The organism is uncultured Polaribacter sp. (assembly GCF_947495205.1).
In the GTDB taxonomy this organism is placed as follows: Bacteria; Bacteroidota; Bacteroidia; order Flavobacteriales; family Flavobacteriaceae; genus Polaribacter.
In genome coordinates, this window is record NZ_CANLXV010000007.1 from 109,859 (window position 1) to 123,240 (window position 13,382).

The 13,382-nt window shown below is 30.3% G+C and carries 14 protein-coding genes and 1 tRNA gene; all 15 read left to right on the top strand.

Features of this window, described 5'->3' with window-relative positions:
* Positions 1 to 57: 57 nt before the first annotated feature.
* Positions 58 to 756: a GTP cyclohydrolase I FolE gene (gene folE / locus Q0762_RS08535; RefSeq protein WP_298765987.1), complete on the top strand. Its 699-nt coding sequence runs from the start codon at positions 58 to 60 to the stop codon at positions 754 to 756.
* A gap of 2 nt (positions 757 to 758) precedes the next feature.
* Entirely contained in the window at positions 759 to 983 is a 225-nt protein-coding gene (locus tag Q0762_RS08540; protein WP_298765990.1) for a hypothetical protein, read from the top strand.
* A gap of 83 nt (positions 984 to 1,066) precedes the next feature.
* Positions 1,067 to 1,282, top strand: a complete 216-nt coding sequence (locus Q0762_RS08545) for a hypothetical protein (protein WP_215995832.1) — start codon at positions 1,067 to 1,069, stop codon at positions 1,280 to 1,282.
* A 6-nt stretch (positions 1,283 to 1,288) separates the two neighbouring features.
* Complete coding sequence (locus tag Q0762_RS08550) at positions 1,289 to 1,972, top strand: SDR family oxidoreductase (RefSeq protein WP_298765996.1); 684 nt, start codon at positions 1,289 to 1,291, stop codon at positions 1,970 to 1,972.
* Between the two features lie 4 nt (positions 1,973 to 1,976).
* Positions 1,977 to 2,450 carry a glutathione peroxidase gene (locus tag Q0762_RS08555; protein ID WP_298765998.1) on the top strand — a complete coding sequence of 158 codons (474 nt, stop codon included), beginning with the start codon at positions 1,977 to 1,979 and terminating at the stop codon, positions 2,448 to 2,450.
* Positions 2,451 to 2,455: 5 nt separating this feature from the next.
* Complete coding sequence (locus Q0762_RS08560; protein WP_298766000.1) at positions 2,456 to 2,629, top strand: Lacal_2735 family protein; 174 nt, start codon at positions 2,456 to 2,458, stop codon at positions 2,627 to 2,629.
* A gap of 1 nt (position 2,630) precedes the next feature.
* Positions 2,631 to 3,092: a TspO/MBR family protein gene (locus tag Q0762_RS08565; RefSeq protein ID WP_298766002.1), complete on the top strand. Its 462-nt coding sequence runs from the start codon at positions 2,631 to 2,633 to the stop codon at positions 3,090 to 3,092.
* Positions 3,093 to 3,096: 4 nt separating this feature from the next.
* Positions 3,097 to 3,555: an SRPBCC family protein gene (locus Q0762_RS08570; RefSeq protein WP_298766004.1), complete on the top strand. Its 459-nt coding sequence runs from the start codon at positions 3,097 to 3,099 to the stop codon at positions 3,553 to 3,555.
* 2 nt (positions 3,556 to 3,557) lie between these two features.
* Positions 3,558 to 4,862: a deoxyribodipyrimidine photo-lyase gene (locus Q0762_RS08575; protein ID WP_298766006.1), complete on the top strand. Its 1,305-nt coding sequence runs from the start codon at positions 3,558 to 3,560 to the stop codon at positions 4,860 to 4,862.
* A gap of 240 nt (positions 4,863 to 5,102) precedes the next feature.
* A tRNA-Thr gene (locus tag Q0762_RS08580) sits at positions 5,103 to 5,176 on the top strand.
* Between the two features lie 160 nt (positions 5,177 to 5,336).
* Complete coding sequence (gene udk / locus Q0762_RS08585; protein WP_298766008.1) at positions 5,337 to 5,942, top strand: uridine kinase; 606 nt, start codon at positions 5,337 to 5,339, stop codon at positions 5,940 to 5,942.
* A 1-nt stretch (position 5,943) separates the two neighbouring features.
* A complete protein-coding gene (locus tag Q0762_RS08590) occupies positions 5,944 to 6,267 on the top strand; it encodes a septum formation initiator family protein (protein WP_298766010.1) in 324 nt (107 codons plus the stop codon).
* Positions 6,260 to 7,618 carry a methylmalonyl-CoA mutase subunit beta gene (locus Q0762_RS08595; protein ID WP_298766012.1) on the top strand — a complete coding sequence of 453 codons (1,359 nt, stop codon included), beginning with the start codon at positions 6,260 to 6,262 and terminating at the stop codon, positions 7,616 to 7,618. The genes Q0762_RS08590 and Q0762_RS08595 overlap by 8 nt, the downstream gene beginning before the upstream one ends.
* Positions 7,619 to 7,937: 319 nt before the next feature.
* The gene (gene scpA / locus Q0762_RS08600; RefSeq protein WP_298766014.1) at positions 7,938 to 10,001 is read left to right on the top strand and encodes a methylmalonyl-CoA mutase; all 2,064 of its coding nucleotides are present in this window, start codon (positions 7,938 to 7,940) and stop codon (positions 9,999 to 10,001) included.
* Between the two features lie 154 nt (positions 10,002 to 10,155).
* Positions 10,156 to 13,299: a cytochrome c biogenesis protein CcsA gene (ccsA, locus tag Q0762_RS08605; protein ID WP_298766016.1), complete on the top strand. Its 3,144-nt coding sequence runs from the start codon at positions 10,156 to 10,158 to the stop codon at positions 13,297 to 13,299.
* The last annotated feature ends 83 nt before the right edge of the window (positions 13,300 to 13,382 follow it).

Genomic DNA, 13,382 nt, shown 5'->3' on the forward strand with positions numbered 1-13,382 from the left:
ACCGTGCTTTGATTCAGGTTTTGGGTACCTGAAAACAGCACATTAAAAAGACAAAAAATGATTACAGACGTAGTATTAAAAGAAAAACAAATAGAAAGTAAATTAAGTGGCTTTTCTCACGATGAGGTTGGAGATGACCATTTGTTTACTGGCATAGAAACCCCAATGAAACCAGACGCTTTTGAAATTTCTGATGATGAAAAGAAAGAAAAAATAGCTGGTTTATTCTCTGAAATCATGAATGTAATGGGCTTAGATTTAACAGATGATTCACTAAAAGGCACACCTAAAAGAGTTGCTAAAATGTATATTGATGAAATCTTTTCTGGTCTAAACCCTAAAAACAAACCAAAAGTTGCATTGTTTGATAACAAGTACCAGTACAACCAAATGTTGGTAGAAAAAAATATTACGTTTTACTCCAATTGCGAACATCATTTTGTGCCAATTATTGGTAAAGCACATGTTGCGTACATTTCTTCTGGTAAAGTAATTGGCTTATCTAAATTGAATAGAATTGTACAATATTATGCCAAAAGGCCACAGGTTCAAGAAAGATTAACCAACCAAATTGCAGAAGAATTAAAAGCAATATTAAACACAGAAGATGTAGCTGTAATTATAGACGCTAAACATTTATGTGTATCCTCTAGAGGTATAAAAGATGAAACTTCTGCTACAGTAACATCTTATTTTGGAGGAAAATTTAATACACAAGAGAAAATTGCAGAATTACAAAACACTTTAAAATACTAATTATGGAACTAATTAAAAGAGCACAAGAGTTTGAGACTAGAAAAATGAGGTTTCCAACAACTAGCGACCGTATTTTAGCCGCTAGAGAAGCAAAAGAGTTAATTTTAAGTTTAAACGAAATCTATAAGAAAACTAAAGATGCAAAACTTATGGATATTATGAAAAGGTTAACCGCAATAAAACAACGTATAGAAAAACGTTTAAAAGGAAAACCACTAACAGCTTAAAGCATAAATAATTCAGTTTTTTATTGCTAGTTTAACTTTTATATCTATATTGGAAAAATTATAAAATTAGACAAGTAATTAGAATGAATTTATTAGAAAGAGCTGTTGAATTTGAAAATAGAAAATTTTCATTTAAAACCACAAGTGATAGAATTTTAGCATCTAGAGAAGTAAAAGCACTTATTTTAGAGTTAAACGAAGTATATAAACAAGAAAAAGATCCAGAAATTATGGATCAAATGAAGCGCTTAACAGCTGTTAAACAGAAAATTGAAAAGCGCTTGAAAGGAAGACCTTAAAAGCACATGAAAAATATAGTAATCGTAGGAGGAAGTAAAGGAATAGGACAAGCAATTGTAAATTCTTTAGTAGAAAACAACAAAATTATAAACATTAGTAGGTCTGAGCCTTCACTTTCTCATACGAACTTAACACACATTTCTTGTGATGTTATAAATGATGAATTACCAGAAATAGATGCGATAGACACTTTAATTTATTGCCCAGGTAGCATCAACTTAAAACCAATTTCTAGATTAAAACTAGAAGATTTTAGAAATGATTTTGAAATAAACGTAATTGGTGCTGTTAAAGTTATTCAACACTTTCTTACAAAACTCAAAAACGGTAACAATCCTTCCATTTTATTGTTTAGTACTGTTGCAACCAAATTAGGTATGCCATTTCACGCAAGTGTAGCTGCAGCAAAATCTGGTGTAGAAGGTATTACAAAGTCTTTAGGTGCAGAATTAGCACCAACAATACGTGTAAACGCAATTGCACCAACTGTTACAGATACAGATTTAGCTTCTAAATTATTAAGAAATGAACGTATGATAGAGAATATCACAGAACGTCATCCACTTAAAAAATATTTAAAACCAGAAGAAGTTTCAGATTTAGCTACTTTCTTAATTTCCGATAAAGCGAAATCAATTTCAGGTCAAATTTTCGAATTAGACTGTGGTATCGTAAATTTCAAAATTTAAAAACATGACAAATATCTACGATATAAACATCAATAGCTTACAAAATAAAGCTATTGACTTATCCGAGTACAAGAATAAATATATACTATTTGTAAATGTAGCTTCTAAGTGTGGCTTTACATCACAATATAAAGAGTTAGAGGAATTGTACCAAAAACATAAAAACAATTTAATAATTATCGGCTCTCCTTGCAATCAATTTGGCAGCCAAGAACCAGGAACTTCAGAAGACATTGCTGCTTTTTGTAAAGTTAATTTTGGTGTTTCTTTTTTAATGACAGAAAAAATTGATGTTAAAGGTTCTAAGCAACATCCATTGTATAGTTGGTTAACAGATAAAAGTAAAAATGGTACAAAAAGTTCTTCTGTAAAATGGAACTTTCAAAAATACCTAGTAGCACCAAATGGGCAATTAGTAGATTATTATTTTTCTATTACAAAACCCATGAGTTCTAAAATAACAAAACACTTAATCTAAAAATTATGTTTGGTCTATTCAAAAAAAAGTCTGAAGTTGATAAGTTACAAGACAAGTACAAAAAGTTAATGGAGGACGCTTATAAGTTACAATCTATTAACAGAACAGATAGTGATACAAAATACAAAGAAGCAGACGACATTTTAAAGAAAATTGAAGCAATTCAAGGAAAATCTTAAAATGAAACAACTAAAATTAACAATACTATTTTTAATTATTAATTTTAGTAGTTTGGCTATTGGAAATTGGTTCATGCAAAACGGACCAATTTCTAATTGGCATGTAGCTTTAAACAAAGCTCCTTGGACACCTCCAGGAATTGTTTTTGGTATTGCTTGGAGCTTAATAATGATTTGTTTTTCTTTTTATCTAGGCAAATTATTTACTCAAAAAAATACCGCTAAAAATAGAATCTTATTCTACTTCCAATTTACACTAAACGTAAGTTGGAATTTTATTTTTTTCAATCAGCAACAAGTATTTTTAGGCCTTGTATGCATTAGTTTATTAACTGTTTTACTTTTTCTCTATTTTTTTAAATTTAGTAAACAACTTAAAAACTACAAATATCTATTAGTACCTTATATGGTTTGGCTTTGTATAGCAACCTCATTAAATCTTTATATTTTTATCTACAATTAATATTATGTATAAACTTCATAAAACACAAAAAGTACCCATTTCTTTGCAAGAAGCTTGGGATTTTTTAAAAAGCCCCAAAAATTTAGAAAAAATGACCCCGAAAGAAATGGGATTTAAAATTATAGATGGTGCAGATAGAGAAACCTATGCAGGTCAACTAATTACCTATGAAGTTACACCACTTTTAGGCATAAAAACAAAATGGGTTTCTAAAATTACACAAGTACAACATTTAAGTCATTTCACAGATGAGCAATTATCTGGACCATATGCTTTTTGGCATCATACACATTTTCTAAAAGAAATTGATGGCGGTGTAATTATGGAAGATTTAATTTATTATAAAGTTCCTTTTGGTTTCTTAGGAAGATTGGTACACCCTATTATTTTAAAACCACAGTTAGAAAAAATATTCGAATTTAGAAGTAAAAAGTTAGTAGCGCTTTTTGGCGAATTTAAATAAATATGAGTAAAAAAGTAAATATTTTTTGGTTTAGAAGAGATTTAAGGTTAGATGATAATTTAGGTTTTTACAATGCCTTAAAAGGTGATAAACCTGTGCTGCCAATTTTTATATTTGATCGGGAAATTTTAGACAAACTCCCAAAAGAAGATGCACGTGTAAATTTTATTTTTAACACTTTACAAGCCATGAGAACCATCTTACAAAACAAACACAATAGCAGTTTGGCAATGTATTATGGCAATCCTGCAGAAATTTATAAAAACCTAATTAAAGCATACGAAATTGATACTGTTTTTACCAATAGAGATTACGAACCCTATGCTACACAAAGAGACGCAAAAATTGAAAATCTTTTAAAAGAAAACAACATAAAATTTGAAACTTTTAAAGATCAAGTGATTTTTGAAAAAAACGAAGTTGTTAAAAAAGATGGAAATCCATATGTAGTTTACACTCCTTACATGAAAGTTTGGAAAGAGCATTTTAAAACGTATAATTTAGACAGCTACTACACCAATTCCTTTTTACAAAATACAATACAAAACAAAGAATTACCTAATATTACACTGGGCGATATGGGGTTTGCAAAAACCTCACAAAAAATAGAAGATTACAAAGTTACGCCTAAGCTAATTCAAGAATATGAAGACACTAGGAACTTTCCCGCGCAAGACAACACTTCTAAACTAGGACCACATCTAAGATTTGGAACCGTTTCTGTTAGGCAAATGGTAAAAAAAGCGGTAGCTGAAGAAAATGAAATTTTCTGGCAAGAATTAATTTGGCGTGAATTTTTTATGCAAATTTTATGGCATTTCCCAAACACCTCTAAACAAGCATTTAAGTCTAAATATGATAGAATTGAGTGGAGAAACAATGAGGAAGAATTTAAAAAGTGGTGCAACGGCCAAACGGGATACCCTTTTGTAGATGCTGGTATGCGTCAATTAAACCAAACAGGTTTTATGCACAACCGCGTAAGAATGCTAGTAGGTAGTTTTTTATGCAAACATTTATTAATAGATTGGCGCTGGGGCGAAGCTTATTTTGCAGAAAAACTACATGATTATGAAATGGCAAGTAATGTTGGTAATTGGCAATGGGTTGCAGGTTCTGGCGTAGATGCAGCGCCTTATTTTAGAATTTTTAATCCTACCACACAAATAAAAAAGTTTGATAAAGATTTGGAATACATCAAAAAATGGGTTCCAGAATTTCAAGAACTAACTTACGCAAAAGAAATTGTTGATCATAAAATGGCTAGAGAACGTTGTTTAGCTACTTATAAAAAAGCGCTTAATTAAAATAGATTGTATAATCTTAAACGTAAAAACAACAATTTAAAAATATTATCGTTTTATATACTGCGCAATCAAAAGGATGCAAAAACATACCTTTAGTTGTATTGAATTATTATTATTTCTTATGAAAAGCTTCAATTTTTATTGAGGCTTTTTTTAGTAAAAAAAAGTAATTTTTCTTTTGGTAGAAACTAAATATTATCTTTAATTTGCGCTCGTTAAAATGAATTTTACATTTTTAATGCCGATGTAGCTCAGCTGGCTAGAGCAGCTGATTTGTAATCAGCAGGTCGGGGGTTCGAGTCCCTTCATCGGCTCTCTTAAACAAAGTCTCAATTTTTTTGAGACTTTTTTTTTCGTCAAAATTTAAAAGTTTATATTGATAAAAAAAAGTAAATTCTTAAAACTAAAACTAATATCTATAAAATTTATATATTTACCTATATAATTTTATATTCTAAAACCATAAAATCTCGTATGCTAATTATTGGAATTGCTGGTGGTACAGGAAGTGGTAAAACCACTGTTGTAAACCAAATTATTAAAGAACTACCAACAGATGAAGTTTGCGTAATATCACAAGACTCTTACTATAATGCTACCGATAATTTATCGTATCAAGAAAGAACAAAAATAAATTTTGATCATCCCAGAGCAATTGATTTTGAATTACTAATTAAGCACCTAAAAGCTTTAAAAGCTGGTAAAAACATAAACCAGCCCATTTATTCTTTTGTAACTCATAACAGAACAAAAGACACCATAAAAACACACCCCAGAAAGGTAGTTATTGTAGAAGGAATTTTAATTTTTAACAGCACAGAATTAAGAGCTTTATTTGACATTAAAATTTTTGTACACGCAGAAACAGACGAACGCTTAATAAGGAGATTAAAAAGAGATATTTCTGAAAGAGGAAGAGATATAGACGAAGTTTTAAATAGATACCAAACTACTTTAAAACCAATGCACAACCAATTTATAGAACCTACAAAAAACTTTGCAGACATCATTATTCCTAATGACAGATATAATACCGTTGCAATTGATATTGTAAGATCTGTAATAAACGAACGCTTATAAAATGTTAACGGAAAATTTTAAAAACAAAAAAATCTTTAAAATTTTAACCAATACATTTGTGTTAATCTTTATTCCGTTTTTAATATGGATGTTGTTTTTTGACGACAACAGTTATCTAATACATCGTAAATTTGATAAAGAAATAGAAGACCTAGAAAACACCATTTCTTACTATAAAACTAAAATTGCAGAAGACAAAGCCATTATTAAAAAACTAGAAGATTCTTTACAGCTAGAACGTTTTGCCAGAGAAAAATATTTAATGAAAAAAGAAAACGAAGACATTTATATTATTGAATTTGATACAGTAGATAAACATGAGTAATTTTCTATTCGATGAATTTGAAGGAACTACACCTAATGCTTGGAAACAAAAAATTCAAGTAGATTTAAAAGGTGCAGATTACAATAAAACTTTGCTTTGGAAAACCAATGATGGTATTACTGTAAAACCTTTTTACACAAAAGAAGATAGAAAAAATAATGAAATTAAATTACCAAAAAAAGCGTTTAACATTTGCCAAACAATTGTTATAACAGAAGAGGCAACTGCAAATGCTTTTGCTAAAAAAAGTTTAAAAACCGGTGTTTCTGCCATTCAGTTTATTGCTCATAAAAAGTTCGATTATAAAATTTTATTATCTGGTATTGATGTAAATAAAACTATTCTTTACTTCAAACTACTATTTTTAGACGCGGCATTTATTCAAGAAATTAACCAACTTACAGCACCTAAAAATACATTTTTTCAAATAGACCCTGTTGGTAACCTTGCTGAATCTGGCAATTGGTTTTTCAATTTAAAAGAAGACCTAAATCATTTAAATACAATTTTTAATTCCGTAGAAAACGGTATTAGTATTTCTGGAGATTTATATCAAAACGCAGGTGCAAACATAGTGCAGCAATTGGCATACACTTTAGCGCATGCAAACGAATATTTAAATATTTTAAATAAAAAAAGCGCAAGTTCTATTCATTTTGAATTTGCTGTGGGCAGCAATTATTTTCATGAAATTGCAAAATTAAGAGCATTTCGCTTGCTATGGAAATCTTTGTTAAACGAGTATAAAATTAAAGAAACAAATACTCATATTTTTACAAAACCATCCACCAGAAATAAAACCATTTACGATTATAATACAAACATGCTAAGAACTGCTACAGAATGCATGAGTGCAGTTTTAGGAGGAAGCAACTCTGTAAGCAACTTAGCTTACAATACAATTTTTGAAGACAGTACAGAATTTGGTGAACGCATTTCTAAAAATCAACTTTTAATATTACAAGAAGAAAGTAGTTTTACAAATGCTCAAAATTTGGCAGATGGCAGTTATTATATCGAAAATCTAACACACCAATTTGCAGAGAAAGCACTTGTTATATTTAAACAAATAGAAAAAGGTGGTGGCTTTCTAAAACAATTGAAAGAAGGCAATATTCAACGAAAAATTAAAGATAGCGCCTCAAGTGAACAAGAACAATTTCGCACCAAAGAGTTGGTTTTATTAGGCACTAATTTTCAGCCCAACAAAAACGATCTGATGTTTAATAATATCAAAAAAGAAATATTTGCAAAAAAAAGGAATATTAAAACCTTAATAATCCCAATAAATCGAAAAAGATTATCGGAAGCGTTTGAAAAAAATCAATTAAAAAAGGAGAACAAAATTTAAATACAATTGAATAAAAATAAAGAAATACAGGCCCTACAAAGAGAACAAAAACAATTAAAAAAAGAAATTAAAAAGATAGAGAAAGCAATTCCTATTTATTTGATAAGCTTTGTTTTTATTATGTTCTTAATTGTTTTTTATATTGAAGATAAGGTGTACCCTTTTTTTAACGGAATTTTTAATTTTATAGCATTTGCTTTATGTCTAATCATACTTTTATCTTTTTTTCTTGTTAGTTTTCAAAGAAAAAAAATTAAAGAAAAACAAAAATTATCTAAGGCAATTGGCAGTAATTTATATCGGTTAATGAAATTAGAAAATGAGTAGAAAATCAGTGGAAAATATATCGATTTCTAAAGATTTAAAAGCAGTTAAGGCTACTTTTAAACATGAAGATTTTGTTGCTGGTATTGCACCTAATTTAAGAGGTCCATATAGTACAATGTACGTAAGAAGACCTTGGACAATTAGACAATACGCTGGTTTTTCTACAGCAGAAGAAAGTAATGCATTCTATAGAAGAAATTTAGCTGCTGGCCAAAAAGGACTATCTGTAGCATTTGATTTGGCCACACATAGAGGCTATGATTCTGATCATGACCGCGTTCAAGGAGATGTTGGTAAAGCTGGTGTAGCCATAGACTCTGTAGAAGATATGAAGATTTTGTTTGACCAAATTCCGTTAGATAAAATGTCTGTTTCTATGACCATGAATGGTGCCGTTTTGCCTATTTTGGCATTTTATATTGTGGCTGCAGAAGAACAGAGTGTTGCTCCAGAATTATTATCTGGCACCATACAAAACGATATTCTAAAAGAATTTATGGTGAGGAATACCTACATCTATCCGCCTTCACCATCTATGAAAATTATTGCCGATATTTTTGAATATACGAGTAAAAACATGCCCAAATTCAATTCAATTTCTATCTCTGGCTACCACATGCAAGAAGCAGGTGCAACTGCAGAAATAGAATTGGCATACACTTTAGCAGATGGATTAGAATACATTAGAAAAGGTTTAGAAACAGGCATGGATATTGATGATTTTGCCCCAAGATTGTCTTTCTTTTGGGCTATTGGTATGAATCATTTTACAGAAATTGCCAAACTAAGAGCTGCCAGAATGTTGTGGGCTAAAATTGTAAAAAAATTCAACCCTAAAAATCCAAAATCTTTGGCACTAAGAACCCATTGTCAAACCAGTGGCTGGTCTTTAACTGAGCAAGATCCTTTTAATAATGTAGCAAGAACAACTATTGAAGCCATGGCTGCTGTTTTTGGTGGCACACAAAGCTTACATACCAATGCTTTAGATGAAGCCATTGCTTTACCTACAGATTTTTCTGCAAGAATTGCTAGAAACACACAAATTTACCTGCAGCAAGAAACACATATTACTAAAACAGTAGATCCTTGGGCAGGAAGCTATGCTTTAGAACAACTTACAGAAAACATAGCTAAAAAAGCTTGGTTATTAATTGAAGAAGTTGAGGATTTAGGCGGAATGACCAAAGCAATCGAAAAAGGAATTCCGAAATTAAGAATTGAAGAAGCCGCTGCAATTAAACAGGCTAAAATAGACAGTGGAACAGATATAATTGTTGGCGTTAATAAATATCAACTAGAAAAAGAAGAACCTTTACATATTTTAGAGATTGATAATGAAGCGGTAAGAAAATCTCAATTGATAAGATTGAAAAACGTAAAAAAAACTAGGAACACAAACGCTGTAAAAAATTGTTTGCAGAATTTAACTAACGGCGCTAAATCTGGTAAAGAAAATTTGCTAGCATTAGCTGTTGAAGCTGCCAGAAAAAGAGCTACTTTAGGAGAAATTTCTGATGCTTTAGAAATTGTTTTTAAAAGACATAAAGCGGTAACTAAATCTATTTCTGGTGTGTATAGTAAAGAAATAAAAGACGATAAATTATTTAAAAAAGCAACTGAACTAGCAGATAAATTTGCAGTATTAGAAGGTAGAAGACCAAGAATTATGATTGCAAAACTAGGGCAAGATGGCCACGATAGAGGTGCAAAAGTAGTTGCCACTGGTTATGCAGATTTAGGTTTTGATGTAGATATTGGCCCATTATTTCAAACACCAGAAGAAGCTGTAAAACAAGCTGTAGAAAATGATGTACATATTTTAGGAATATCATCTTTAGCGGCAGGCCATAAAACTTTAGTTCCACAGGTTATTGAAGGGTTAAAAAAATATGACAGAGCAGATATTATGGTAATTGTTGGTGGGGTAATTCCTGCTCAAGATTATCAATTTTTATTTGATGCTGGCGCCGTTGGTATTTTTGGACCTGGAACAAAAATTGCACAAGCCGCAATTGATTTAATCACTATTTTAATAGAAAGTATCGCTGAGTAGGTTTCCTAATTTTTTTATGCTTAAAAAAAAGCTCTCACCTGTTTTATTTTACAATATTTAACAGTATTAAATACCTATTGTTAAGCAGCTTTTTATTGTTTTATGCTTAAATTTGCATTTCATAATTATCGCACATTTAAAGCATTTCAAAAGGATGAAAAAAGTATTCGATTTTCTATATTCTACACGTTTAATGGCCATTTTATTTATAATGTATGCAACAGCAATGGGTGTTGCCACATTTATAGAAAATGATTATGGCACGCAAACCTCAAAAGCACTCGTATACAACGCTTGGTGGTTTGAGTTAATTATGGCATTATTTGTAGTAAATTTCTTTGGAAATATTTTTAGATACAAGTTGTACAAAAAAGAGAAATGGGCTGTTTTATTATTTCATACTTCATTTTTGTTAATTCTTGTAGGTGCAGGTATCACAAGATATATTGGCTATGAAGGTATTATGTTAATTGAAGAAGGAGAAACCACCAACAAATTTCTTTCGGAAACTACTTATGTAAATGCTATTGTAGATGACGGTATTTCACAAAAACCAGAAATTAATGAACCCATATTACTATCTGCTTGGGGCAATAACAATTGGTCCTATTCAGACACCTTTGCAGATAAAGGAAAAAGTATAGATTTCAAATTTGAACTGGTTGATTATATTCCATGGGCAGAAAAAAAATTAGTTGAAGATGAAAACGGAGTAGAACACTTGTTTTTTGTTGAATCTTCTGACGGTACAAGACATGAACACTATATACCCAGGTTTACTGTACAAAATATTCATGGTATCCTAGTAGGTTTTGATGCTAAAACTGCAGATTACACCGTAAATTTTATCAAAGAAAATAATAATTTAAAAATGATTTCTAAAGCCGATGGTGATTGGTTTAGAATGGCAGATCAAAAAAGAGGACGTGTAGTAAAAGACTCTTTAGCCGCATTTAATTATTTGTCTTTACACAACATTGGCGAATTGCAATTTGTAATACCAGAACCACCTACAAAAGGAATTATGCAAACGGTTAGAGGTCCTAAAAGTGATAAAGTACAAGATATTATTGTTTTAGACGTTACCGCTAATAACGAAACCAAAAGGGTAGAATTAAGAGGTAGTAAATTTAATGCAGATGGTTCTAAAACATTAGAAGTTGGCGGTTTAAATTTTAGAATGCTATATGGAGCTAAAATATTAGAAACGCCTTTTTCTATTAAATTAAATGATTTTCAGTTAGAAAAATATCCAGGTTCAGAAAGTGCTGCATCTTATGCTAGTGAAGTTACAGTTATCGATCCTAAAGAAACTTTTAATTACCGCATATTTATGAATCATATTTTAGATCATAAAGGATATAAATTCTTTCAAGCTAGTTATGATTTATCTGGAGAGAAAGAAGAAACACACCTATCTGTAAATCATGATTTTTTAGGAACATTTGTAACGTATTTGGGATATTTTTTACTCTATTTTGGTTTAACTATGGCATTATTTGTAAAAAATACACGTTTTGACGATTTGAAAAAAAGGTTAGAAAAAATTAGAAAAAAGAAAAAAAGTTTAGCTACAATAACAATTTTACTGGTATCTAGTTTAACTTTTGCACAGCATTCAGAAGGGCATCAAACTAAAAAGATAACCAACCAACAAATAGATTCTATTTTACAAGCAAACATGGTAGATGCCAAACATGCCAACAGCTTTAATAGACTTGTAATACAAGATAATGGTAGAATGAAACCTGCACACACCTTTGCTTCTGAATTGGTTAGAAAGGTGAGTAAAACAGAAAAATTTAAAGATATGGAACCAAGTCAGGTTTTATTATCTATTATAGAAAACCCATATTTATGGTATGAAGTACCTATTATCTATCTAGAAAAAGGAAATACCCAAATAAGAGATTTTATTGGAGTGGCACCAACTGCCACTCATGGAAGTTTATCTAATTTTATTACAGATACTGGTATATATAAAATTAAAGAAAAAGTAGAACAAGCACAAAAAAATAAAATTAAAAATAAGTTTGAAAAAGATTTAATTAATATTGATAAAAGAATTGGACTTTTATACAGTGCAATTGGCGGCGGAATTTTAAAAATATACCCTATTCCTGGAGATGAAAACAATAAATGGGTTTCTAGACTAGAGTCTTCTGAAGCAGGTTTTAAAGGAACAGATTCTGTTTTTGTAAAGCAGTCTTTGCCTGTATATATTAACTTTTTGCAGAAAGCAAAAAAGACAGGAGATTATAAAGATGCTAACAAAATTTTAGATGGAATTAAAAAGTTTCAGCAAAAATTTGGAGCTGAAGTTAATTTAGAAAAAGATAAAATAGACTTAGAAATCTCGTATAATAAAATTCAACCTTTTCAAAGCCTTGCAAAATATTACGGCTATGTAAGTTTATTGATGCTTATTTTTGTGATTTGGCAAATTTTTGCTGCTAAAAAATGGGTAAACATCTCTGTAAAAACACTTTCAATTGTTGTAGTTGCTCTATTTATTGCCCATACATTAAGTTTATTGGCAAGATGGTACATAAGTGGCTATGCGCCTTGGAGTAATGCTTATGAATCTATTATTTTTGTAGCTTGGGCAACCATGCTTTTTGGTTTATGGATTGGTAAAAACTCTGCATTAACCATTACAGCAACAGCATTTTTAGTAGCAATTACCTTAGGTTTTGCACACCAAAACTGGTTAGATCCAGAAATTGCTAATTTACAACCCGTTTTAAATTCTTGGTGGTTATTAGTACATACTTCTATAATTGTTGCCAGCTACGGGCCACTTTCTCTTGGTATGATTTTAGGAATTGTTGCTTTATTTTTAATGGTGTTTACTACTAAAAAGAATAGAACAAAAATGGATTTAAATATTAAGGAACTTACTATCATAAATGAACAAGCCATAACCGTTGGTTTGGTAATGTTAACTATTGGTAACTTTTTAGGTGGTATGTGGGCCAACGAAAGTTGGGGACGTTATTGGGGTTGGGATCCTAAAGAAACTTGGGCTTTAATTTCTATTATGTTGTATGCTTTTGTTTTACATATGCGTTTAATACCTGGTTTAAGAGGTAGGCTTGCCTTTAATTTTGCATCGGCATTTACCTATTTATCTATTATGATGACTTACTTTGGTGTAAATTTCTACTTATCTGGTTTGCATTCTTATGCTAGTGGAGACAGGGTAGTTACGCCAAAAGAAGCCTATATTTACATTGGTTTTTTAATTATTTTAACCATTGCAGCCTCCTTTAAATATAAAAAATATTTCAAAAAATAAATACAGGTAAAAGTCAAGAATTGTTTTTAAGCGTTTACTTAAAATTAAGCGCTAAGTTTTTTATGATAATTCATAAGAAAATG